Below are 24,780 nucleotides of genomic sequence, written 5' to 3'. Positions count from 1 at the left end.
TCCCATCAAAATGCTTCAGCAGCCATTGCCATCACGCTGTCAGCGCCCGCTTCAATGCGGCTTTTGCGCAAAGCGGTTTCCGGCATGATCTTTTCCATGAAGAAGCGTCCGGTCAACAGCTTGTTGTTGTAATAATCGGCATCACTTGCGCCGCTCTCCAGCGCCTCATTCGCGGCCTTGGCCATTTTGGCCCACATATAGCCCAGCACCACCAGACCAAACAGATGCATGTAATCGGTCGAGCCAGCACCTGCATTGTCGGGCTTGGCCATTGCGTTTTGCATGAACCACATGGTCGAGGCTTGAACGTCGTTCAGGCCCTTCTTGAGCTGTTTGGTGAAGAAGGACAGCTTTTCATCACCCCGGTTTTCCTCGCAGAAGGCACCGATTTCATTGAACAGCGCCATCACCGCCCGGCCACCGTTGAGGCCTAGCTTGCGTCCCACCAGATCGAGCGCCTGAATGCCGTTGGCCCCTTCATAAATCATCGCAATGCGGGCATCGCGCACGTACTGGCTCATGCCCCATTCTTCAATGTAGCCATGGCCGCCGTAAACCTGTTGTGCCATCACCGCATGGTCAAAGCCCTTATCGGTCAACACGCCTTTGAGGATGGGCGTCATCAGACCGAGAATATCATCGGCAGTCTGCTTTTCCGCAGCATCGGATGAGCGATGCGCGATATCGGATTTCAGCGCGGTCCATAATGTGAAGGCGCGACCTGCCTCGTTAAACGCCTTGATGGTCATCAGCGAGCGGCGAATATCGGGATGGACGATGATGGGGTCGGCCTTTTTATCCAGCGCTTTCGCACCGGTCAGGGCGCGGCCCTGAATACGCTCACGCGCATAAGCCACCGCGTTCTGATAGGCAACCTCGGCAATGGACAGGCCTTGCAGACCAACGCCCAGACGAGCCTCATTCATCATCACGAACATGGCCGAGAGGCCCTTGTTTTCTGCGCCAATCAGATAGCCGGTGGCTTCATCATAATTCATCACGCAGGTGGCATTGCCGTGAATGCCCATCTTGTGCTCAATTGCGCCGCAGGACACGCCATTGCGATCCCCAAGGCTGCCATCGTCATTGACGATAACCTTGGGCACGATAAACAGCGAAATCCCCTTGGTGCCTTCTGGAGCACCCTCAATGCGGGCCAGCACCAGATGGATGATGTTGTCGGTCATCCCATGTTCGCCTGCCGAGATGAAGATTTTCTGGCCGGAGATTTTGTAAGTGCCATCACCATTGGGAACGGCCTTGGTGCGCAACAGGCCAAGATCGGTGCCGCAATGGGGCTCGGTGAGGTTCATGGTGCCAGACCACACGCCTTCGACCATTTTGGGAAGGTAAGTGGCTTTCTGCGCATCCGTTCCATGCACCAGAATGGCGGCAATAGCCCCTTGGGTCAGGCCGGGATACATCATCAAGGCCATGTTGGCCGACGACATATATTCACCCACGGCAGCATGCAGCACGTAAGGCAGGCCTTGGCCGCCAAATTCTGCGGGCACGGCAAGACCGCTCCAGCCGCCTTCGCAATAGGCGTCATAGGCCTGTTTGAAACCCTTGGGAACGGTCACGGAGCCGTCGTCGTTACGGGTGCAGCCTTCCTGATCGCCAGAGAGATTGAGCGGAAACAACTGCTCTTCGGCCAGCTTGGCTGCCTCGCCCAAGATCGCCTCAATCATATCAGGTGTTGCGTCTTCAAAACCGGGCAGATTGTTGTAGCGCTCAAGTCCAAGCACGCTGTTAAGAACGAAAAGCGTATCCGCGACCGGTGCCTTGTAAGCGGGCATGTCAGTATCCTCCGACGTTTAGGGCCGCAATCCTCCGCAGCCATCTTATAGCCTATTAAATATTGACGTGCGCGTAAACGTCAATACGCAAAAATGTGAATGTGATCGTGCAAGCGGACCGTTGCGGGCGAATTTCATCTCCCGTTTGCGAAAGGTTAAAAAATAGCTGCATTTCTTAACGACTTGTTTACCACGTTTCGTCGATTCTAGCGGCTAGTGATTTGCGCTGACCTCATAAGGCTGGATCTTGTCTCCAGCCCAAGTTTCAACATGGTCATCGCGCGTAGATCGGTCAACCGGCCAAACGTGAAGCGAGCTTGAAATATGAACGGACAGCGGTCTCAGTCTTCCCGCCAAGTGGGACATTCATCGCTTGATGCCTTGAGCCGCACAATCGAGGGGCTGGAGGCACGCATCGAAGGGTTGATGGGTGGCCTACCCAAAGGCAGTGGCCTCGCAAGCGCCGGGATGACAGAAACACGTTTGCCAGAAAGCCGTCTTCCAGCGCGCGCAACTGTTGCAGAACGGGTGGACCCTCTCCTTGAGATTCGCGAACGCCAGCGTGCGCTTGAAGCAGCACGCCCGCGCCGCGCAGATGCCTTCCGAGATGGCAATGCTTCGGTGAAAAATACCCCTCCGCCTGTTGAGCCTGCACGAAAAAACCGCCCCTTACCATCTGCTCACGTTCAGCAATCCGAGCCGCAAGCGCCCGATTTTTATCAGGCGCTTTCCAGCCTGCGGGCCGATATTCGCCTGGACATGAGCGAGAGCCTTGCTGGCGAAATTGGCTCTCTTCGTGCCGAGATTGCCGAAATTCGCAAATTGGCAGAAGACAGCCAAAACGCCGTTGCCCTGCGCGACGATGTTTCTCGCATGGCGGAAAGCATTGAGCGCATTGGTCAGACACCGACCACGGAGGCGCAAGGCCTGCGCGCTGACTTCGAAGAGCTGCGGTCCTTGATGGATGGTCTGGTGCGCAATGATAGCGTGCGGGCGATGGAAGAGCGCTGGACGGCGCTTGAAACGCGCCTTGAAACCATTGATCCGGAGCGTATTCAGCAGGATCTGCTGTCGCTGGCCTACCGGCTGGACGAGATCAAGCAGCAGCTTGGCTCGATCGGTGATGCGCGCTCCGTCCGGCTGTTGGAAGGCAAGCTGATTGCCATTGCCAAGGCGCTGGAAAATATTGGCGAGCACTTGGAGCCCAACAGTGAGGCGATTGCCGAGCAATTCTCTCAGCTGGATCGGCGCCTTGATGAAATCTCCCGCGCTGTTGCCGCCACGGGTCGTAGCAATGCGCCCGCCACCGATCCACGTTTGGTGGAGCGGCTGGAAGATCGTATCAACACCATTGCCCGGCATCTGGAAGTGATTTCAGAGCAGACGGCAGATTTTGGCCGCGAAAGCGAGCTTTCCCAGCGCATTGAAGCGCTTTCGCTGCGCATCGAAGATCTGGCCAATCTTGAAACTACCCGCCGGCTCGAAGAGCGGTTGGTTGAATTGACGGAGATGCTGGATCGCTCGCAGAGCGAAAACCTGCAACCGGAATTGACAGGCTATCTGTCGGATATTTCGCGCAAGATCGACGCCCTTGATCATGCATCGCTCAGCGATCATCTGGCAGAGCAGATTGCCGTGATTGGCCGTCGCATTGATGACATGGAGCTGCCTGCTCCTGCGGTGGATGAAGCCCTGCTGAAAAGTCTGGATGACCGGCTCTATTCCATTGCCGCGCGCCTGGATGAAACCGTGGCCGCACCAATGGTCGATCATGCCGGGATTGCTGGACTGGAACAACAGATTGCCGATCTCTCGGCCCTGATCAGCGCGTCACCCGTGGCAGACAGCGCCAATAGTGAGCGCATTGAAGGGCGCATGGCCGCGCTTGAAGATTATCTTGCCACCAGCGATGAATATATCGTGGAAGCAGCTCGGCAGGCTGCCGAAGCGGTGATGGACAATTACACCCGCCAAAGCCCGGCCCCTGTGGCTGGCACTGCACCCGACCAGACCGCAGAAACACTTGCGACGCTGGCCGATCATTTGCGCAATCTGGAAGAGATCAGCCGGGGCGGCGAAGAGCGCAGCCACCGCACAGTCGAGGCTTTGCATCAGACTCTGGTGCAGATTGCCGAGAAACTGGACCAAATGGATCGCCGCGCGACAGTGGCAGCGGCCAATCCTCCATTTGCGGCTGCCTATGACGAGCGACGGGACGTGCGACGGGACGAGCCACGGGACGGGCGGGCTGAAGCACCAAAGCAAAAAGATGCATCGCCCGTTCAGGTCGCTCACCGCGAAATCGAGGCGGCTTTTCAAGCACCAAGCCAAAATGCTGCATCGCTTCACCACGCGGAGGCGAGAAGTGACGTTGGGGCTGCCGACACCCGCCATGATGTTGCGCCAGCACGGCCGAGCTTGCTTGCCGGACTTGGCCAGCGCCTGAAAGCGAAGAGCAAAAAGCAGGCGTTGAGCGAATCGGTCAGCATCGCGCCTCAGCCTGCGTTGGAACATGCCCAGCAAGGCCGACAGGTGATGGAGACATCGCCCTCTATCGACCCCGCCGATGATTTGCTGCCGGACGAAGCCAATGAATTGCTTGAGCCCGGCTCTGGCAAGCCCGATGTGCGCAAAATTCTGGAAAAAGTCCGGGCCCGTCAAAGCAATGGTACCGTGAACAGTGAGCCGAAATCGGCACCTGCGGGTGCCAATGGTGATGACCGCATGGATTTCATTGCGGCCGCGCGCCGCGCAGCACAGGCTGCAGTCAATGAGACAGATCGGGGTTCGCGCGCGCAAAAACTGTCGATGGCCGATGAGGTCACCAGCGGCTCTACTTTTTCGCGCTATCGTCGGCCGATTTTGATGGCGGTTGGCGCTTTGCTGCTGGCGGCCCTTGCTTTGCCTTTGGTGAAAGGTCTGAGCTCCAACACCACAACGGCACCGACGCCTGCGCCAGCCCCGGCGGTGATGAATGCACCGGCATCAGCCCCAAGCGCACCGCTGGCGTCAAACATGCAGGCAAGCGCGCCTGTTGCAGACAGCGCAGGTGAGAGCAAATCACCAGCCCCGACCGGCTCGGCCAATTTGCAGGCATCCCCCATTGATGGCGGGCAACAGCTTTCGCCGCTTTCTCCGGCCACCACCGTGGCACCGGCCGACCAAGCTGGCTTTGCCGCGCCTGTGGCAGCACCGGAGCAGGCTGCAACCAAGCCTGCGTTTGAGGTGCCTGCCGAGATCACCCCGGCCTCACTGGTGTCTGCGGCGCAAGCGGGCGATACTGCGGCTTTGTTCGAGATCGGTTCGCGCTATGTTGAGGCGCGCGGCGTGCCAGCTGATTTTTCCAAGGCGGCTGTGTGGTTTCAGCGCGCCGCAGATCAAGGCTCGGCACCTGCACGCTATCGTTTGGCCGGGCTTTATGAAAAAGGCACTGGCGTGCCGCGTGATGTGGCCAAGGCCAAGGGGCTTTATCTGCTGGCTGCAGGCGCTGGAAATGCCAGCGCCATGCACAATCTCGCTGTCATGTATGCCTCCGGCACGGATGGCAAAGCCGATATGCAGGAAGCAGCCAAGTGGTTTATCAAAGCGGCCAATCTTGGTGTGACCGATAGCCAATTCAATCTCGCCGTTTTGTATGCGCGCGGCACGGGCGTGAAGCAGGATCTGGCTGAATCCTACAAGTGGTTTGCCCTTGCCGCCCGCGATGGCGATAAGGATGCGGGCCAAAAGCGGGATGAAGTGGCCAAGGCCATGACGCCAGAGGCGCTGGAAAGCGCCAAAGCCGCTGTGCAGCAATGGCAAGCCGCTCCGCTGGATCAGGACGCCAACACTGTGAACGTGCCCGATGCCTGGCAGGGCAAGGGCCTCACCACGGGCAGCGTTGATATGGAAAAAGCCATCCGCAATATTCAGGCCATCTTGAACAAGAATGGTTTTGATGCGGGCGAGCCGGATGGCAAGCTCGGTGCACGCACGGTGTCGGCCATCAAGGCCTTCCAGACATCGGTTGGGCTTGAGCCGTCGGGCAAAGTATCCAATGCCTTGGTGAAAGCGCTTCTTGCCAAAAACGCCTGACGCCCAAAAGGCAAAAAGCCTTTAGCTTTGGGGGTTGCCGCTGTTTAGGACAAACTCTGAACCCTTTGCCTTGCAGACAAACGAAATAGTCATACAATCAGCCTAGAGTCTGTCTGGTTCAGATTGAATCAGACAGACTCTAAAATTCTTTGCTTGAGTTTGTCTTTTCGGGAAAACCGGGTTCCACTTTTCCCTGACAAACTCTAGTCTCGGATTTGGTGGGGATATCTCTTCACCAACTCTGCTTTTTCGCTCCTTTCCCAAAATTCACCGTGATTGTTGGGATGTTCGGGTAAAAGACGTTAAACCATAGAAGGACTGTGACCGTTTGCCTGAGCTGTTCGGCCCTCCATCACGATGGATGGCGGGGTAGTGCCAGGGGTGGAAGATGAAAGCCAGGTTTTGCCCATGGGATGTTTTTCGCATGGCGTGAGGCAAAATGCTTTCACAGACGGCAGCGGAATTTCGCATTTCGGGGACGACCGTGACACTTTATCTGCCCATTGCAGAATTGTCGGTGAATATTTTCATCATCTTCGGCATGGGCGCGGCTGTCGGCTTCCTGTCTGGCATGTTTGGTGTCGGCGGTGGTTTTTTGATCACGCCGCTTTTGATTTTCTACAATATTCCCCCCATCGTTGCCGTTGCCACCGGCGCCAATCAGGTGGTTGCCTCTTCCATTTCGGGTGCCATGAGCCATTTTCGCCGTGGCTCTCTGGATTTGAAACTGGGCTGTGTGCTGTTGGTCGGGGGCTTGTTCGGGGCCTCGCTTGGCATGTGGCTGTTTGTGCTTTTGCGCAAACTTGGCCAGATCGATCTGTTTATTTCGCTGATGTATGTGCTGCTGCTTGGCTCCATCGGCACGCTGATGCTGTGGGAAAGCGTGCGGGCGCTGCGACGCTCGGCCCGCAATGAGCCCGCACCGGCGCGCCGTCCGGGGCAACACAATTGGGTGCACCGTCTGCCGTTTAAAATGCGCTTCAAGAAGTCGAAAATCTATCTCAGTGCCATTCCGGTGCTGGGCCTTGGTTTTTGCATCGGCGTGTTGACCCCGATGGGCATTGGTGGCGGCTTTATTCTTGTGCCCGCGATGATCTATCTTTTGCGCATTCCCACCAATGTTGTGGTGGGCACATCACTTTTTCAAATCATCTTTGTCAGCGCTTTTACCACCATTGCCCAGGCAACAGCCAATACCTCTGTCGATATTGTTCTGGCCTTTATGCTGATGATTGCAGGGGTGATTGGCGCGCAATATGGTGTGCGGGTTGGGCAAAAACTGCGGGGCGAGCAATTGCGCGCGCTGTTGGGTCTGCTGGTTCTGGCGGTGGGCATTCGTTTGGCCATCGAACTGGTGGTGACCCCCGCTGATGCCTATTCCATCGTTGTGGGGGCAGGGCGATGATGGCCGCTCAAGGCAAGGCACTCGCTGTTCTCTTGCCCTTGCTGTGGGCGACTGCTCCGGCCTATGCACAAATTCCATTTTTAACCCCGGATGCAACGGGCAAGGAAACGCTGGAAATTGGCACGTCCACCAATGAGATCGCCATTACCTCCGATTTTCGCGGGGCAGACCTCACCGTGTTTGGCGCGCTGAATACGGTGGATCAATTGCTGTTGGCGATTGGTCAATATGATGTGGTGGTGACGCTGGAAGGCCCCCGCGAAAACGCAACCGTGCGCCGCAAGGAAAGGCTGCTCGGCATTTGGGTCAACCGCCAGTCCCTGACGTTTGAGAGCATGCCAACCTCCTATTCGGTGGCCAGCACCCGGCCCGTTGACGAAATTGCCGCGCGCCCGATGCTGAACCAGCTGGGGATCGGCGTCGATTATCTGCCACTGTCGCCACTGGGCTATTTCAACGGCAATATCAATATTGGTGATTTTCGGGCTGCCTACCGTCGCTTGCAGCGCAGCAGCGGCCTTTATCAGGATGAAAATGCCGGTGTGCGGTTTGTCAGCACCAACCTGTTTCGCGCAAGCCTGCGCCTGCCGGCCAATATTCCCGATGGTGTGCATGTGGTGCACGCCTATCTGTTCAAAAGCGGCGAATTCCTGACCCAAAAGGAATTGCGCCTGCGGGTAGTGAAAACCGGCCTGGAACAGGCGATCACGGATGCCGCCCATAACCAACCATTTGCCTATGGGGTTTTTGCGGTGTTGATTGCCGTCATCACCGGCTGGGGCGCAAGCATTGTTTTTCGCAAGGATTGACGCTCTCACAGCCCGCGCAGATCCACCACGAACGCCCCCGCGGGGCCTCAAGGGGCATCCGGGTCGGATCTATCCGCGCGATGATTTCAATTTCGGCCCATGGTCTTCAGTGAGCGACGGCCTTGCAGGGGCCGCTCGATAGCAGTCTCGCCCGTCATGCTTGGCACAATAGAGGGCGCTGTCGGCGTCAGCCATCAGATCCTCTGGCCGATTGTTCTGTGTTGGCTCCAGAGTTGCCACACCTATGCTGACGGTGACAATGCCCTTGTCGCTCGTGGTGTGTGGTATACGCAGGCTGCGCACCCCGCTTTGGTATTGGGCTGCAAGCTCGATTGCCCCTTTGGTGTCTGTGTTGGGAAGAATCAAGGCCATCTCCTCGCCGCCATAGCGGGCGGCGCAATCGGTGCTGCGCTTGGCAACCACCTTCAGCCGTTTTGCCACTTGTCGCAGGCATTCATCACCAACCTGATGGCCATAGTGGTCGTTGAACAGTTTGAAATGATCAATATCGACCATGAGCAGGCTTAATGGCTCTTTCGAGCGCCGGGCACGGGCAAATTCCTGAGCCAGTTTTTCATCAAAGGCGCGTCGATTGAACAGCCCGGTCAATCCGTCTGTGAAGGCGGCTTTTTCCAAAGCGCGATTGGCGGTTTTCAATATGTCTTCGGCCTCTTTTGTGCGGGTAATATCGGTGAAAACAATGATCGTGCCACCCCCGCCAACGCTGCAGGTCCGCGCTTCCAGTGTCCGGCCATCCCAAAGGTGAAGCGCGCGCGCGCCCGGCATGGGCACTGCGGGAATTGGCTGTTGTGCCATGTGCTGGGTGAGCACTTCCTCTCCGCGCGTGCGGGACGCTGCGATGATGTCAGCCAGTTTCGCGCCCGGAATGCGGATATCGGCGGTCTTGGTAAACATCGCAAGATAGCGCGCGTTGCAATAGACCAGCGTGCCGCTTCGATCAAACATCACCAGCCCATCGGCCATGTTGGCCAAGGCATCTGACAGTTGCTGCTGGCTGACGGCGAGCTTTTTCTCCAGCTCTTTTTCGGCGGTGATATCGCGATTGTGGGTCACAAGGCCGATAATCTCGCCGGTAGCATGATCAAAGATCGGATTTTTCAGTGTTGAGAACCACCCTTTTGCCCCATCCGGTCGCTCATAGCGCTGCTCGATATGGGCGGGCTTGCCTGCTTGCAGCACAGCCTGTTCATCGGCCCAATAGCGTGCCGCAAGTTCGTGAGGATGAAAATCGGCATCCGTCTTGCCAATTAACTCATCCGGCGACGGGACATTCAGAGCATGGGCTGTGGCCGGATTGGCAATGATAAAACGGCCACTCCGGTCCTTGGCATTCAGGCTTTCCGGCAAGGTTTCGGCAATGAGGCGATAAAATTTTGCTTTCTCGATTTTTTCGCGCAGGCGCAGTTCTGCACGCAAAAGATAGGTTGCGATCAAAACCACACAAAAAATCAAGGGTATCAGCAGCTTGAGCCATTCAACCGTGCTGGCTCTGATCTCCACAGGCAGGACAAAAATTGCAAACTGCGGCAAGGTGGCCACGCCAGCACTGAACACCACGATGCGGCGCGTGCTGAGAATGGCTTTTTCATCATTCCAGCTGACACAGATTCCGATGACGGCTGCCGAGATAATAGTGATGGTGCCCGCACCAGCCCCTACGCCGCCCAGAGAGATGCGATAGATGATTGCCATGGTTGCCGCGATCAAGGTCGAGACTGGCCCACCAATGAGACCTGACAGGGCGATCGATACCGTTCGAAGGTCGGTGAAGACGCCGGGCGCGATGTTGATGGGAAATAACATAGCCGAGATGGAGGCAAAGCCGCCGACAACACCAAGGCCAACGGGGCGAAGGGAAGGGTATCGCTGCTCAAGCAAGGCATCGACCCGGCTCCAAACAGTGGTAAACAACACCGCCAAAGCGACGTTGACCAAAATCAGCGTGGCAATTCCACCCATGCGTCTGCATGCTCCTACAACAAAGCGCTTGCTGATCATGTCATTTTGATCATCAAGGGCCATCATATGAAATATAAGTTAATTTGAACTTTCGAATTTCATGCCGCAGCACACTCTTTGGGTGTTAAAAAAGAGCGAACCTCTTGAGGCGAAGCAGGCTTGCGTTTACTGCCGATAAGGCGAGCACAGCAGAGCGGGGCATTGGCGTGACAGCAACAAAATACAAATCGGGCCTTCGAAAAGCCATGGCATCGACAGCAGAGCAGCACTCGCTGCTGGAGGACGTGCAAGGCGTGCTGGCTGGCAGCCTTCTGGCATCATTGGGGGTGGTGTTGTTGTCCAGCGCCAAGCTCTTGTCGGGTGGCACCGCAGGGGTGGCTTTCCTTGCGCATTATCTGATGCATATTGGCTTTGGGCCCATTTTCTTTGTGATCAACCTGCCGTTTTATTATTTTGCGTTTCGGCGCATGGGGTGGGCATTTACGCTCAAGACTTTCGTCGCTGTTTTGCTGACATCGGTGTTCAGTGCCATTTTGCCGCGTTTTATCAGCTTCTCCCTGCTCGATCCGCTGGTGGCGGCGGGGTTTGGCGGTTTGCTGATTGGTTCCGGCATGCTGGCGCTGTTTCGCCACAAGGCAAGCCTTGGCGGGTTCGGAATTTTAGCGCTTTATTTGCAAGATCGCTTTGGCTGGCGGGCCGGGCTGGTTCAGCTCTGCTTCGATGGCGTGGTGCTGATCAGCTCGTTTTTTGTCGCCTCCATTGGCACAATCGCCGTGTCAGTGGCGGGTGCGGTGGTTTTGAACCTTGTTTTGGCCATCAACCACCGCAGAGACCGTTATATCGCGGTCTAAAGCATGTCGCGTTTTATTGTCCTCAATAAAACGATAACGTACATGCGAAAAAGAAAGAGCTAAAGCCTGTCTGGTTCAATCTGAACCTGACAGACTCTAATGGGTGCTATTTCTCTGTCCGGCGCGCAAAATAATTGGCCAAAATAGCACCGGAAATATTGTGCCAGACGCTGAAAATGGCGCTTGGCACGGCAGCCACCGGCGAGAAATAGGCATTGGCAAGGGCGGCCCCAAGGCCACTGTTTTGCATGCCCACTTCAATGGCAATGGCTTTGCGCTTAGTCAGGTTCAGGCCCAATGCCTTGGCGGCAAAATAGCCCAGCAGATAGCCAAGGCCGTTGTGCAGAACCACCACGGCAAAAATCATCAGGCCGGATTGGGCAATGGCCGCTTTGCTGGCTCCCACCACGGCAGCCACAATCAGCACAATGCCGATAACGCTGACCAGTGGCAGAACGGGAACGGCGGCTCGCACCATCTTCGGCAACAGTTTTTGCGCAAGAAAGCCCAAAGCCAGCGGGGCCAGCACGATTTTGACAATGCTGATAAACATCGCCCAGGCATCAACCGGCAGGAACTGACTGGCCAGCAGCCAGACCAGAAACGGCGTAACCAAGGGTGCGGCCAGCGTTGTCACACTGGTGCAGGCAACCGAGAGCGCCACATCGCCCTTGCTGAGATAGGTCATCACATTGGATGACGTGCCGCCTGGGCAGCAACCCACCAGAATCACCCCTGCAGCCACCTCTGGTGGCATGGGAATGATATGGGTGAGCAGCACGGCCAGCAGAGGCATGATCAGGAATTGGCAGACGACGCCGATGGTGACCTCAACAGGGCGACGCGCCACCTCTTTGAAATCATCGACCGACAGGGTGAGCCCCATGCCAAACATGATAATGGCCAAAAGTGTTACAATCCAGGGTGCAATCTGCTTGGCCTGATCTGGAAATAAAAATCCAAGAACAGCGCAGATAATCACCCAAACGGCAAAGGTTTTGCCAATGAATGTGGAAAAAGCGGCAAGTGCTTTCACAATGACCTCCTCAGGAATGATGGAAGCCGGGTTTAGAGCCGATCACACCTAAGTCAAGCCATGGACCGGGCAGATGTGTCGTGTGCCCAGAGATGATATGAGGACATGGTATGAGAATTGCGATGCGGCAAGCCGATGGCGTAACCCATGCCATTTTAGCCAGATATGCTCAAGAAAGAGACAGAGAATGACGTTTTTTCGCTCCAGTTTGGTCTTCGCCCTGTTGCTTGGTGCGCCGCTTGCCCATGCCGCAGACGGCACACTTGCGACAATCAAGAAAGCCGGGGTGATCCGCATCGGCACCACCGGCGATTATAAGCCCTTCAGTTATAAGGGTGCGGATGGCGTGCTGGAAGGCGCGGACATTGCCATGGGCAAAGAGCTTGCCACCGATCTGGGCGTGAAGCCCGAATTTGTCACCACCACATGGAAAACCATGCTGGACGACTTCAAGGCCGATAAATTCGACATGGTGCTGGGTGGAATTACCGTCAATCCGGCCCGCGCTGAAGTCGGTGATTTTTCGGTGCCCAACATCAAGGATGGCAAACGGCCGATCGTGCGCTGTGAAGACAAGGATAAGTTCACCACCCTGGAGGCCATTGACGTGGCGTCCGTGCGAGTGATCGTCAATCCCGGTGGCACCAATGATAAGTTTGCCCATGAGCACTTCACCAAAGCTGCCATTGAAGTTTTCCCGGACAACAAGGTTATTTTTGACCAGATCGCTGCCAACAAGGCTGATGTCATGGTCACCGATGGTGTTGAAGTGGACCTGCAATCCAAGCTGCACTCCGGCGTGCTATGCCCCGCCGCTGTCAAAGAGCCTTTCACCCATTTCGAAAATGCTTATCTTTTGCAAAAAGATCCGGCGTTCAAAGCGGTGGTCGATGGTTTCATGACCAAAGCCCTGGCAAACGGCGATTGGAAAGCCAAGCTGGATGCCGCGATGAAGTAAGCCTACTGCATAATTCTTAAATCGGAATCGATTTAAGGCGAAAATTATGCAGCAGATATAAAGAGCTACAGCGAACCTTAGTGCGCCATATATGGTGCATGGCGCTGTAGTGGGGGCATAGAAAAAGACGAAAGGCTCGGTTTCACTGAGCCTTTTTGCTGATGTCACGCGGCTTGGCTGGGGGCATCAACAGGGTGCTGAAATCGAAATCCGACGGCGATCATGTTCCAAAGATTGATCGTGCCGATAGCCACAGTGATGTTGGCGATCTCCTCGTCGGTGAAATGTAATTTCATTGCAGCGAAGTCTGCATCAGGAGCACCCGTTTTGGGAAGGTGGATGAGCGCGTCGACCCAGCCAAGCAAGGCCCGTTCGCGGGCGCTATAAACAGGGGATTCTTTCCATGCGCAGATCAGATTGATCCACTGCTCGCTCATACCGTCGCGTCGCGCCTCTTTCACATGCTTGTCCACGCAAAAGGCGCATCCGTTGATTTGCGACGCGCGCAGCTTAATCAGGTGAATATCCTGACGCGAGAGTGACGATTGCACATAGCTTTCCAAGGCACTCACGGCCTTGTACGATGCCGGTGCTGCTTTTCCAATATCCAGACGTTGGGTCATGGTTTTCCTTTCCGTGTGGCGCGTATCAACGCACCTGTTTGCGTTCATGGATGTCGAGAAATGCGCAGCCGCGGGCGGCGATAGCGCCGTCATCAGTTTCTTGCAAATCTTGCATCAGATCCGTGATGCTGGTCTTGGCAAGTTCTGCTCGGTAGACGCGCTCTGCCGCCAACATTTTCGCGGCAATGCCGCAGGGCTTGTCAAAATACCGCGCAGGCAGGGGATTGGGGCCTCGCTGGCGAATTTCATTGCAGCGAAAGGCCGGTTGCGGCCCCTCAACCGCCAGAACAATATCCAAAAGGCTAATGTCATCGGGTTTGCGCTTTAGGCGATAGCCACCTTTGGGGCCAGGCACCGTGTCCACGAGATCGGCAGATGAAAGCGCCTGCATATGCTTGAGCAGATAGCTGGGTGACACGCCGTGATATTCAGCCAAGGCCGAAGCAGAGAGCGTACTTCCCTCTTCCAGACAGGCAAGCATTGCCATGCTGTGTATTGCCTGTTCCACACCGTCGCCCAGTTTCATAGCGCATCCCCTTAATCGTGGATAAAATATATCCGCGATTCGACTTGATGTAAACTGGTTTTCTGAAGCGCCATTCCTGGCAGCCTTTCTGGCTGAGTTTATTGGCTATTCGGCAGCATTGCGGCGCGTTGATGAGACTTGGGTCAGAAAGGCCCGGAGTGCTGCCGGCTTGACCGGCTTGTGTTGCACGGTGATGGACTGGCGCTCGGCTTCATGGCGCACGTCCATGGTGCGGTCGGCGGTGATCAGAAGACCGGGAACTGGCTGGTGATACAGCGCGCGCAGGCGCAAGATGGCACCTATGCCGCTGCCGTCGCCCAGATGATAATCGGCAATAATCACATCGGGTGGCTCGGGATGGTGTTTGACAATGTCATCAAGCTCTTCAACGGAGCCAGCACTGATAACCAAACAACCCCAGCCACTAATCAGCAAACGCATGCCTTCCAGAATGTCAGGCTCGTTATCGATGCACAAAACCCGCACTCCCCTGAGCAGCGATGGTGCTGGCGATGGCGAGGCTTGGTGTTGCGTGCTTTGCAGCGGCACCGCATTGGCCTTGGCCAAAGGCATGGTGACGCGAAAACTGGTGCCGCGCTCCGGCTGGGATTCCAGCTCCACCGGATGTTTGAGAACCCGGGCGATACGATCCACAATCGAAAGGCCCAGGCCCAGACCGGAGGCATTTTTCATGCCCTCATCCAATCGGGCAAACTCTTTGAACACGGTGCGAAATTTGGAGGAGGGAATGCCGATGCCTGAATCGGTCACCTGAATAACGGCCTGATCGCCGCGTTTGCGCACCCCCACCAGAACCTTGCCCGATGGTGTGTATTTGATGGCATTCGACACCAGATTTTGCACAAGGCGCCGCAACAGGTTGGGGTCAGACCGCACAGAGAGATTGGTGGGCATGATGACGAGTTTGAGGTTTTTCTCCCGTGCCATTGGCTCGAAATCGGTGCGGATACGCTCCAGAAGGTCGTGCAGGGCAACCGATGCAAAGCGCGGTTTCATGGCACCGGTGTCCAGCCGGGAAAGATCCAGAACAGCCCCCAAAATCAGCTCGACAGATTCCAGCGCGGAATCAATATTGCGGGCCAGAACCGCGTCATCCGATGGGCCAATGCGCTCGACCAAGGCCGACGAATAGAGCCTTGCCGCATTCAGCGGCTGCAAAATATCGTGGCCAGCGGCGGCAAAGAAACGGGTCTTGCCAATATTGGCCTCATCCGCACTGGCGCGGGCTTCCGCTAAGGCTTTGTTGACGTGGGTCAGCTCGGCGGTGCGGGCAATCACCCGCTGTTCCAGCGTTTCATTGGCTTGTTTCAAGGCGCGATCCGCAGCCACACGCTGGCTAATGTCGGTGAAGGTCGCCACCAACCCCTTGTCTGGCATGGCATTGCAACGCACCTCGACAATGCGCTCGCCATTGGCCAGAACCAGTTGAAACGGCGCATCAAGATGATGGAAATTGGCCAGCACACTGGCTTCCTGCTTCGGCGCAATATCGCCACGCGCGCGCAATTGTTCGACAATGTCATGCAAAGGCACGCCCACTTGTCCCATTTCATCGGGCAGATCCAGCAGATCACGAAACCGGCGGTTCCAGATGGTCAATCGGCCGGATGTGTCAAACACGGCGATGCCCTGATCCATCTGGGACAGCGCCGTTTGCAGCATATCCTGGTTATAATGCAGCGCTTCGCTGGCCTGATCCAGCAGCCACGCGGTATCGGCAGAGGTATCCTCCACCTTTTGTAAAATCAGTGACAGCACCAGCCGGGCCGAGGCCGAACCAATGGCACTGCCCAGCAATTGCTCGGTAAAATGGATAAAGGCCATGTCGGCAGGGGCGTCATCGTCCAAACGCCGCCCGGCCGTGCGCTCATAGCTTTTGAGCGAGCGCTCCATGCGCTCCTGCCCAAGATAGCGGGCAATGGCTGTTTTCAAATCCCCCGTGCTGACCCGCGTTTTCCAGCCGCGTGTGGCAAATTGAGAGCGTAAGTGACCACGCACAAAAATGCCGGACTGAATGCGCTCAACCGGTTTTGGATTGCGGCTGAGACTGCCCAGCACAAAAGCCAGCGTGTTGATGATGAGGCTGAGAACCGTTGCATTCAATAGCAGATCAGGATCAGGACCGGAAAAGGCACTCACGCCGGGAAACAGGAAGGATAAAATCTGCGGGGCCAGATCCTTATGGGCATCCAGCCCGAAGCTGGGCAGCAGCAGCATATAAATCCAGGCCAGAAACCCCAAGGTCAGGCCCAGAATGGCCCCACGCGCATTGGCCCGTCGCCAGATCAGTCCACCCAGCAGGGGAGGCGCAATCTGGGCAATGGCAGCAAAAGCCAAAAGGCCAATGGAGGACAGGCCACGATCATCATTGGCAAGCCGATAATAGGCATAGCCCAGCAGCAAAACGGCCAAGATCGCCAGACGCCGTATGATCAGCAGGATCTTGGCGAGGCTTTGCGAGGCACTATAGTGCTGATTAAAGCCACGCCGCAGCAGGATGGGCATGACAATATCGTTGGAAATCATAATGGCCAGCGCCACGGTTTCCACAATCACCATCGCCGTTGCGGCAGAAAAACCGCCAAGAAAGGTGATAAGCGAAACCACGGGCAAACCATGGGAGAGCGGCAGCGAGAGCACATAAAGATCGGCATTGCCCGCGCCATTAAACGCCAAAAGCCCGCCAATCGCGGCGGGAAGCACAAACAGATTGATGGCAATCAGATAGGCTGGCAGCAAAAAGCGCGCCGCTTTCAATTCGCGGGGGGTGCGATTTTCCACCACGGTGACATGAAACTGGCGCGGCAACATCAAAATCGCAAAGCCGGACAGGGCGGTCAGCAAAATCCAGCGACTGATCGGCGTTTCATGGCTCAGGGCCGCCATCACCTGCGGGCTTTGTGTTGCCGCATGCCATAGATCGACAGGCCCTTCGAACAGGAAGAAAACAACCGTGATGCCCAGGGTCAGAAAGGCCAGAAGCTTGACGACGGATTCCATGGAAATCGCGAGAATAAGCCCGTCCTGATGCTCTGTGGCATCCGTGTGCCGTGTGCCAAACACCATGGCGAAACAGGCCAGCGTCAGCGTCACCACCAAAGCCAGATCGAGAAAATAGAGATTGCCGGTGCCAATGCCATAATCGAGCGGATTGACCATGACGGTCACGGAATTGGACACGGCTTTCAGCTGCAGGGCGATATAGGGAATGGAACCGGCCAGCGAAATCACCGTCACCAACATGCCAACAATCGGATTTTTGCCATAACGGGCGGCGACAAAATCGGCCCCGGAGGTGAGCTTTTCCGCCTTGGCAATCTCGATCATGCGCCGCATCAGCGGCATGCCCAGCGTCAGCATCAAAATTGGGCCAATGTAAATGCCCATGAATTCCAGCCCGCGATCGGCAGCCAGACCAACGCCGCCAAAATAGGTCCATGATGTGCAATAGACCGCAAGCGACAGGCCATAGACCAAGGGTCGTCCGCGCGCAGGCCCGCTTCGGCGGCGGCTCAAGCGGTCGCCAAAGCTGGCCACGGCAAAAAGCAGCAGCAGATAGAGAATTGACGCCGTGATGATCAGCCATGCCGGAAGCACTGTTTTGCCCCTCCCATTCCGGCTATGAGCTTAGGTCATGTTGGTGCAATTTGAAATCGGTACTGTATTGGCAATAAGTCGAAACAAACACGGATGTTATGCGTTCTGCGATGGCAGATCAGAGTGTCTTTCGCGCAACGTTTGCTTGCTTCACTTTTGATCATTCTGCTAAACTGAAAAAAGGACAAGGCATGGTGGTGAAAGGGACAAAAGTGCTAAATGAATTCAAATCCTTTATTGCCCGCGGCAATGTTATGGATCTCGCCGTTGGCGTGATTATTGGTGGGGCCTTTGGCTTGATCGTCACCTCACTGGTCAATGACATTGTTATGCCGGTGGTCGGTGTGGTGTTTGGCGGCTTTGATTTTTCCAATTATTTTATTCCGCTGAGCGACAAGGTAACAGCGCTGTCGCTGGCCGAAGCCCGCAAGCAGGGTGCCGTGTTCGCCTACGGCAATTTTCTCACGGTGGTGATCAACTTTGTCATTTTGGCATGGATCATTTTCCTTATGGTCAAGGGCGTGAATACGCTTCGCAAGCAATTGGAGCGGCAGGAAAAGGCCGAGACCAAGGCAGCCCCTCCGCCAGCCGATGTGCAGCTGTTGACCGAGATCCGGGATTTGCTGAAAGAAAAATCCGTTTAAAAAATGATGCGACAGCGCTTTGGCTGTCGCATATTTTTAGGCGTTATGGATTGTGCTGAAACATCACCAAAAACAATCAATCCGCCACGCTTTATCATGGGATTTCTTGCTTTGCTTCGGCTATGAACGAAGCAATGTAGGAGCTTTGCCATGTCCCTGATCAACAGCCTGAGCCAACGTGCCACCGATGCCCCGGAGAGCGGTATCGTGGAAATCATCAATTACGCCCGCGGGCGTGACAATCTTTTGCCGCTCTGGGCCGGTGAAGGGGATTTGCCGACCCCCGATTTTATCAATCGCGCCGCAAGTGCAGCGCTTTTGGGCGGCGAGACATTTTACACCTGGCAGCGCGGCATTCCTGAATTGCGTCAGGCCTTGTCCGATTATTATCAGCGCCATTTTGCAGCCTCGCTCTCTCCAGAGCATTTCTATGTCACGGGCTCGGGCATGCAGGCGATACAGCTTGCCGTGCAGGCCATGACCCAGCCGGGCGACGAGATGATCTATCTTTCGCCTTGCTGGCCCAACATTGTCTCTGCCATCAACATTGCCGGGACCAAGGCCGTGGGTGTTGAGATCGATTATGTTGACGGTGGCTGGAAGCTCGATCTTGGGCGATTGGAAAAGGCCATTACGCCCAAAACCAAAGCTCTGTTTATCAATACGCCATCCAACCCCACCGGCTGGACAGCAAGCCTTGAGGATTTGAAAGCCATTCTGGCATTGGCCCGCAAGCACGGCCTTTGGATTCTGGCTGATGAGATTTATGCGCTGTACTATTTTGTTGGCGAGCGTCGCGCACCATCCTTTCTGGATGTGATGGAAGAGGGCGATCGGGTTATATTCGCCAATTCCTTTTCCAAGAACTGGTCGATGACGGGTTGGCGGGTTGGTTGGCTGGTGGCTCCACCGGAAATTGGACAGGTCTTGGAAAATCTCATTCAATATTCCACCTCGGGTGTGGCGCAGTTCATGCAGCGCGGTGCCGTTGTGGCCTTGAATGAAGGTGATGCCTTCGTGCGCGAAAACATCGAGCGCGCCCGCACATCGCGCGAGATTTTGCTCAATGCTTTGATTGCCACCAATCGGGTGCGCTCCGCCAAGCCTGATGGCGCACTCTATGCCTTTTTGGAAATTGATGGCGTGACCGACAGCCGCAAGGCAGCGCTTGATATTGTCGATAAAACCGGCGTCGGCCTTGCACCCGGTACTGCTTTTGGTGCGGGCGGTTCCACCTTCCTGCGCGCGTGCTTCTTGCGCAATCCGCTCCATATCGAAGATGCAGCCAAACGGCTGAGCGATTATATCGCCAGACTGTGAACTGTCGATCGCTGACGGTTGCGCTCGATCAGTTAAGATTGCATTATCCATCTGTCTAAAATGTCCCGCACTTATTATTGTCCATTCGAAGATTTTAACGGGCTAAAAGGTGAGTGTGGGATAGGGGAAACAAGAGATCATCTCTTGTTGGAGAGAGCAATGGCAGTCTTGGTAACGGGTGGTGCTGGCTACATTGGAAGCCATATGGTGTGGTCGCTGATTGATAGCGGCCACGAGGTTATTGTGCTCGACCGCCTCACCACAGGCTTTCGCAGTGCTGTTGCGCCTCAGGCCACGTTTTATTACGGCGATGTTGGCGATCGCGATGTGCTCAGACAGATCTTTGCCGCCCATAATATAGAGGCGGTTTTTCATTTCGCCGGTCTTGTTGTTGTGCCCGACAGCGTGGAAAATCCGCTGGACTATTACAACAACAACACCGTGAAGGCCTGCATTCTGATTGAAGAAATGGTGCGGGCCAAAATTGGCAAGTTCATCTTTTCCTCAACTGCTGCCGTCTATGGCACACCGCAATCCGACCAGCCGATGCGCGAGACCGATGCGCTGAAGCCCGAAAGCCCTTATGGTCAGTCCAAGTTGATGACAGAGCTTATCCTGGCCGATACTGCGCGTGCTCACCCTGATTTTCGCTATGTCGCGCTGCGGTATTTCAACGTTGCAGGCGCTGAGCGGAAAGGACGCACGGGCCAATCGACCCGAGGGGCCACCCATTTGATCAAGGCGGCGTGTGAGACGGCGCTGGGTCGACGCGCGAGCCTCAACATTTATGGCACGGATTATCCAACCCAGGATGGCACTGGCGTGCGCGATTATATTCACGTGGACGATCTGGTGGATGCGCATGCCATGGCTTTGCGTTATCTCAGCGCGGGCGAACAATCTTTGGTTGCCAATTGCGGCTACGGATGCGGCGCATCGGTGCTAGATGTTGTGGCGGCCGTGGAGCGCGTGGCGGGGGGAAAGCTCGCCACCACGGTGCAGGGACGACGTGTTGGCGATTGTGCATCGGTGATTGCCGATCCCACTATCGCCCGGCAAAAACTGGGCTGGACAGCCGTTCATCCCGGTCTGGACACCATCATTGCCACCGCACTTGCATGGGAACGGCGCAGCCCGGTTGCAGAAGTTGCCCTTCTGGATGGCATCGTGCCGCTTCTTGCTTCTGCATAATTCCTGAAATCGGAATCGATTTAAGGAGAAAATTATCCAGCATATTAAAAGTGCGACAGGGCCGCGCGCCATATTTGGCGCACGGCCCTGTCGCGGTTTATGATGATTTGATCATCAAGACACAAGTTTGACGACAGTTTGCCTCGCTAGGCTTGGTCCAGTTTAATCTGAATTGGGGCAAAGAATGGCATTGATTGCTGTTTGCACGGTAGCAGACCTCTGTGAGGCTTTGCGCTCGGCCGCTCCGGAGTGGGCGGAATGAAAGCAGTTATTCTCGCAGGTGGATTGGGTACGCGCATTTCCGAGGAAACGCATTTGCGTCCCAAGCCGATGATTGAAATCGGCGGCCGGCCCATTCTTTGGCACATCATGAAGCTCTATTATGGCCACGGCATTCGTGAGTTCATCATCTGCTGCGGGTTCAAAGGCTATATTATCAAGGAATATTTCGCCAATTACGGCCTGCATATGTCGGACATCACCTTCGATTTTGCCGAAAATCGCATGGAGTTTCACAAGCAGAATGCCGAGAGCTGGCGGGTGACGCTGGTAGATACTGGCGAAACCTCGATGACGGGCGGGCGCCTGAAGCGCGTGGCATCCTATCTCAAAGACGAGGAAGCCTTTTGTTTCACCTACGGCGATGGCGTATCCGATGTCGATGTTGCGGCCACCATTCGCTTTCACAAAGAGCACGGCAAACTGGCAACGGTGACCGCCGTGCAGCCTCCAGCCCGCTACGGTGCTTTGAAAATGGATGGCGTGAGCGTGCGCGGCTTTGTTGAAAAGCCGGTGGGAGAGGCCGGTTACATCAACGGTGGTTTCTTTGTTCTATCGCCCAAATGCATTGACCGTATTGCCGGTGATGACACGCCGTGGGAAGCCGACCCTTTGATGGGACTGGCGGATGATGGCGAGCTATGTGCCTATATTCACGACGGTTTTTGGCAGCCGATGGATACATTGCGCGACAAAAATCATCTCGAAGCCCTTTGGGCAAGCGGCAATCCGCCTTGGAAGAGCTGGTAAAGATGATTGATCCTCACTTTTGGCGCGGCAAACGGGTTCTGCTGACGGGTCACACCGGCTTCAAGGGCAGCTGGCTGGGGTTATGGTTGAGCGATATGGGGGCTGAGCTCCATGGCCTTTCGCTTGCGCCCGACACATCACCAAGCCTTTTTCATCTGTTGCAGGGCGGTGCGGTTGAGACGTGCGACGTGCGAGATCGTGCGGCGGTAAAAGCGCGGGTCGCTAGCATCAATCCAGAGATTGTCTTTCATCTTGCCGCCCAGCCGCTGGTGCGCCAAGGCTATCGTGATCCGGTAGCAACCTTTGAAACCAATGTGCAAGGCACCGTGCATGTGTTGGAGGCCTTGCGAGATGCACCGCGCGTCAAGGCCATCGTGGTGATTACCACCGACAAGGTCTATGAAAACGCCGAAACGGGCAAGGCCTTTATCGAGTCTGATCCCTTGGGCGGGCATGACCCCTACAGCGCCAGCAAGGCCGCCGCTGAAATCGTTGTTTCCAGCTATCGCGCCTCATTTTTTGCCCAAAACTCCATCGGCCTCGCCACGGCGCGGGCCGGGAATGTGATCGGTGGCGGTGATTGGGCCGACGATCGGTTGATCCCCGATGCCGTTCGGGCCTGGAGCACAGGCCAGCCCGTGCATGTGCGTCGGCCAAACGCGGTGCGGCCATGGCAGCACGTGTTGGAGCCTTTGGCTGGCTATATAGCCATGGCGCAAAAGCTTTGGCTGGACCCTCACGCCCTGACCGCCCTGAATTTTGGCCCCGACCATGCCAGCGCCGCCTCCGTTGCCCAAGTGCTGACGCTGGCCGCCAAAAGCTTTGGAGAGGGGCATATTGAGCTGGGCGATGGCAGCGAAGGCCCGCATGAAGCCGGCTATCTGATGCTGGACAGCACGTTAGCGATGGACAGCTTAATGTATCGTCCAAGGTGGTCTTTGCAGGACACCGTTGAGCGCACGATGCGCTGGTATGCGCAGCAACATCAAGGTGCGTCTGCGCTTACGCTTTGCCGCGCTGATATTGCGGCCTATCAGGCGGCGCTGTCACTAGCACGGGACGTGGCTTGATGAGCACACGGTTCCAGCCACAGCCGACCGCTCTTGCCGGGTTGACGCTTTTAACCCGCGCCCGCTTTGGTGATGAGCGCGGTTTTTTGAGCCGCCTGTTCTGTGCCGAGGAATTGCCTGCTCTGGGCTGGCCGGGCCCAGTGATGCAGGTCAATGAAACGGCGACCCGATTTGCAGGCACCGTGCGCGGCATGCATTTTCAACATGCGCCTTTTGCAGAGTGCAAGCTGGTGACCTGCGTGCAGGGCCGCATTCTTGACGTGGCCGTCGATCTGCGGCGCGGCTCGCCGACATTTCTTCAGCATGTGACTGTTGAGCTTTCTGAAGACAATGCGTGTTCCCTGTTGATCCCAGCGGGCTTTGCCCACGGGTTTCAGGCTTTGAGCGACAATGTGCGGATGATTTACATGCATTCAGCACCGTTTCGGCCTGAGGCAGAAGGGGGGCTACATGCGCAAGATCCATCTTTGAAGATCGACTGGCCGCAGCCGGTTCAAAAACTCTCAGCCCGCGACCAGAACCATCCCTTGCTTGCCCCGGATTTCGAAGGACTTATTGTATGAAATGCCGCCATTGCGCGTCAGAAATGATGCATCCTTTTGTTGATCTTGGCACGGCACCGCCGTCCAATTCCTATGTGAAAGCAAAGGATCTGGCGAGGCCCGAACTGTGGTATCCCTTGGTGATCCGGGTGTGCGCAGAATGTAAGCTGGTGCAAACCGAAGACTTTGCCTCCAGAGAGACGTTTTTCTCCGAAGACTACGCCTATTTCTCTTCTTTTTCATCAAGTTGGCTGGCGCATGCCAAGTCCTATGTTGCGGAAATGGCTGATCGGTTTGCGCTGAATTCGCAATCGCATGTGGTCGAAATTGCCGCCAACGATGGCTATCTTTTGCAATTTGTCAAAGAGCGGGGCATATCGTGCCTCGGCGTTGAGCCCACCGCCAGCACGGCAGCCGCAGCGCGCGAAAAAGGCATAGAGATTGTCGAGGATTTCTTTGGCGTCGCGCTTGCCGACAAGCTGGTCGCTCAGGGGCATGCCGCCGATCTCACCGCTGCCAACAATGTTTTGGCCCATGTGCCGGATATCAACGATTTTGTCTCCGGCTTTGCGCGGCTGTTGAAGCCTCAAGGCGTTGCGACCTTTGAGTTTCCGCATCTGATGAACATGATGGCCCAAAGCCAGTTTGATACGGCTTATCATGAGCATTATTCCTATCTCTCGCTTTTGGCGGTTGATCGCATCTTTAGCGCCAATGGTTTGACGGTTTTTGATGTGGAGACCACGCCATGGCATGGCGGCAGCCTCCGGGTTTTTGCCTGCCGCACGGATACGCAGGCGCACGCGCGCACAGCCCGCGTGGATGAGATGCTCAGGCGTGAAATGGATGCTGGCCTTGGCGAGGTTGGCACTTACGCGGGCTTTCAAGCGCAAGCGAATAAAGTTCGCGATGATTTTCTGGACTTTGTGATTGATTGCAACCGTCAAGGGTTGACGATTGCCGCCTACGGCGCTGCCGCGAAGGGCAATACGCTGTTAAACTTCGCCGGCATCAAGGCCGGTCAGATCGCCTTTGTCGTCGATAAGAATCCGGCGAAACAAGGCATGTTCCTGCCCGGAAGTCGCGTGCCGATTGTTTCCGAGCAGGACCTTAAAACCCATAAACCGGACAGGGTGGTGATTTTGCCATGGAATCTGACAGAAGAGATCAAACAGCAGCTTTCGTATATCAGCGATTGGGGTGGGAAGTTCGTAACAGTGGTGCCCAGCCTGACGGTGCATCCCTGAAAGAGGATGAGCTTTTATTGGTGGTGCCGCAAACGTTGCCGTTGCCGCCCGTCACACC

Annotated in this window: 18 protein-coding genes; 12 read left to right on the top strand and 6 right to left on the bottom strand. The window is 55.9% G+C overall.

From position 1 onward, the window contains the following. Positions 1–5: 5 nt before the first annotated feature. Positions 6–1,799 carry an acyl-CoA dehydrogenase C-terminal domain-containing protein gene (locus BJF95_RS08195; RefSeq protein WP_075638986.1) on the bottom strand — a complete coding sequence of 598 codons (1,794 nt, stop codon included), beginning with the start codon at positions 1,797–1,799 and terminating at the stop codon, positions 6–8. Between the two features lie 324 nt (positions 1,800–2,123). On the opposite strand from BJF95_RS08195, the gene BJF95_RS08190 reads away from it, so the two are divergent. The 3 genes from BJF95_RS08190 (at position 2,124) to BJF95_RS08180 (ending at position 8,087) form a co-directional block, all read left to right on the top strand. Continuing rightward, positions 2,124–5,873: an SEL1-like repeat protein gene (locus BJF95_RS08190; protein ID WP_075638985.1), complete on the top strand. Its 3,750-nt coding sequence runs from the start codon at positions 2,124–2,126 to the stop codon at positions 5,871–5,873. Positions 5,874–6,357: 484 nt separating this feature from the next. Next, positions 6,358–7,278 (top strand): sulfite exporter TauE/SafE family protein, encoded by a 921-nt coding sequence (locus BJF95_RS08185; RefSeq protein ID WP_075639326.1) that lies wholly within the window; start codon positions 6,358–6,360, stop codon positions 7,276–7,278. Further along, on the top strand, positions 7,278–8,087 hold the full coding sequence (locus BJF95_RS08180) for a TIGR02186 family protein (RefSeq protein ID WP_075638984.1): 810 nt from the start codon (positions 7,278–7,280) through the stop codon (positions 8,085–8,087). The genes BJF95_RS08185 and BJF95_RS08180 overlap by 1 nt, the downstream gene beginning before the upstream one ends. A gap of 69 nt (positions 8,088–8,156) precedes the next feature. Here BJF95_RS08180 and BJF95_RS08175 read toward each other — a convergent pair whose 3' ends face one another. After that, positions 8,157–10,067, bottom strand: a complete 1,911-nt coding sequence (locus BJF95_RS08175) for a diguanylate cyclase (protein WP_075639325.1) — start codon at positions 10,065–10,067, stop codon at positions 8,157–8,159. 245 nt (positions 10,068–10,312) lie between these two features. Between BJF95_RS08175 and BJF95_RS08170 the strand changes: the two genes are divergently transcribed. Beyond that, positions 10,313–10,918 (top strand): YitT family protein, encoded by a 606-nt coding sequence (locus BJF95_RS08170; RefSeq protein WP_075638983.1) that lies wholly within the window; start codon positions 10,313–10,315, stop codon positions 10,916–10,918. Between the two features lie 106 nt (positions 10,919–11,024). Here the strand turns inward: BJF95_RS08170 and BJF95_RS08165 are convergent, their stop codons facing one another. Continuing rightward, the gene (locus tag BJF95_RS08165; RefSeq protein WP_075638982.1) at positions 11,025–11,954 is read right to left on the bottom strand and encodes a bile acid:sodium symporter family protein; all 930 of its coding nucleotides are present in this window, start codon (positions 11,952–11,954) and stop codon (positions 11,025–11,027) included. Positions 11,955–12,141: 187 nt separating this feature from the next. On the opposite strand from BJF95_RS08165, the gene BJF95_RS08160 reads away from it, so the two are divergent. Then, positions 12,142–12,912, top strand: a complete 771-nt coding sequence (locus tag BJF95_RS08160) for a transporter substrate-binding domain-containing protein (protein ID WP_075638981.1) — start codon at positions 12,142–12,144, stop codon at positions 12,910–12,912. Positions 12,913–13,076: 164 nt separating this feature from the next. Here the strand turns inward: BJF95_RS08160 and BJF95_RS08155 are convergent, their stop codons facing one another. The 3 genes from BJF95_RS08155 to BJF95_RS08145 all read right to left on the bottom strand — a co-directional run bounded on the left by BJF95_RS08155 (position 13,077) and on the right by BJF95_RS08145 (position 17,679). Then, the gene (locus BJF95_RS08155) at positions 13,077–13,535 is read right to left on the bottom strand and encodes a carboxymuconolactone decarboxylase family protein (RefSeq protein WP_075638980.1); all 459 of its coding nucleotides are present in this window, start codon (positions 13,533–13,535) and stop codon (positions 13,077–13,079) included. A 25-nt stretch (positions 13,536–13,560) separates the two neighbouring features. Beyond that, complete coding sequence (locus BJF95_RS08150) at positions 13,561–14,061, bottom strand: RrF2 family transcriptional regulator (RefSeq protein WP_075638979.1); 501 nt, start codon at positions 14,059–14,061, stop codon at positions 13,561–13,563. 105 nt (positions 14,062–14,166) lie between these two features. After that, a complete protein-coding gene (locus tag BJF95_RS08145) occupies positions 14,167–17,679 on the bottom strand; it encodes a hybrid sensor histidine kinase/response regulator (RefSeq protein ID WP_075638978.1) in 3,513 nt (1,170 codons plus the stop codon). Between the two features lie 212 nt (positions 17,680–17,891). On the opposite strand from BJF95_RS08145, the gene mscL reads away from it, so the two are divergent. The 7 genes from mscL (at position 17,892) to BJF95_RS08110 (ending at position 24,722) form a co-directional block, all read left to right on the top strand. Then, positions 17,892–18,323: a large conductance mechanosensitive channel protein MscL gene (mscL, locus tag BJF95_RS08140; protein ID WP_075639324.1), complete on the top strand. Its 432-nt coding sequence runs from the start codon at positions 17,892–17,894 to the stop codon at positions 18,321–18,323. Positions 18,324–18,473: 150 nt separating this feature from the next. Continuing rightward, the gene (locus tag BJF95_RS08135; RefSeq protein WP_075638977.1) at positions 18,474–19,643 is read left to right on the top strand and encodes a pyridoxal phosphate-dependent aminotransferase; all 1,170 of its coding nucleotides are present in this window, start codon (positions 18,474–18,476) and stop codon (positions 19,641–19,643) included. Positions 19,644–19,802: 159 nt separating this feature from the next. Continuing rightward, on the top strand, positions 19,803–20,834 hold the full coding sequence (galE, locus tag BJF95_RS08130) for a UDP-glucose 4-epimerase GalE (RefSeq protein ID WP_075638976.1): 1,032 nt from the start codon (positions 19,803–19,805) through the stop codon (positions 20,832–20,834). A gap of 258 nt (positions 20,835–21,092) precedes the next feature. Then, positions 21,093–21,863, top strand: coding sequence for a glucose-1-phosphate cytidylyltransferase (gene rfbF, locus BJF95_RS08125; RefSeq protein WP_075638975.1), 771 nt, complete (start codon positions 21,093–21,095; stop codon positions 21,861–21,863). 2 nt (positions 21,864–21,865) lie between these two features. After that, positions 21,866–22,933, top strand: coding sequence for a CDP-glucose 4,6-dehydratase (rfbG, locus tag BJF95_RS08120; RefSeq protein WP_075638974.1), 1,068 nt, complete (start codon positions 21,866–21,868; stop codon positions 22,931–22,933). Further along, positions 22,933–23,496 (top strand): dTDP-4-dehydrorhamnose 3,5-epimerase family protein, encoded by a 564-nt coding sequence (locus BJF95_RS08115; RefSeq protein ID WP_075638973.1) that lies wholly within the window; start codon positions 22,933–22,935, stop codon positions 23,494–23,496. Before rfbG ends, BJF95_RS08115 begins: the two co-directional genes overlap by 1 nt. Next, positions 23,493–24,722, top strand: coding sequence for a class I SAM-dependent methyltransferase (locus BJF95_RS08110; protein WP_075638972.1), 1,230 nt, complete (start codon positions 23,493–23,495; stop codon positions 24,720–24,722). The genes BJF95_RS08115 and BJF95_RS08110 overlap by 4 nt, the downstream gene beginning before the upstream one ends. Positions 24,723–24,780 lie beyond the last annotated feature (58 nt).

Origin of the sequence: Rhizobium oryziradicis, assembly GCF_001939045.1 — a bacterium.
GTDB lineage: Bacteria > Pseudomonadota > Alphaproteobacteria > Rhizobiales > Rhizobiaceae > Allorhizobium > Allorhizobium oryziradicis.
This window is presented reverse-complemented; position numbering and strand designations above follow the sequence as displayed.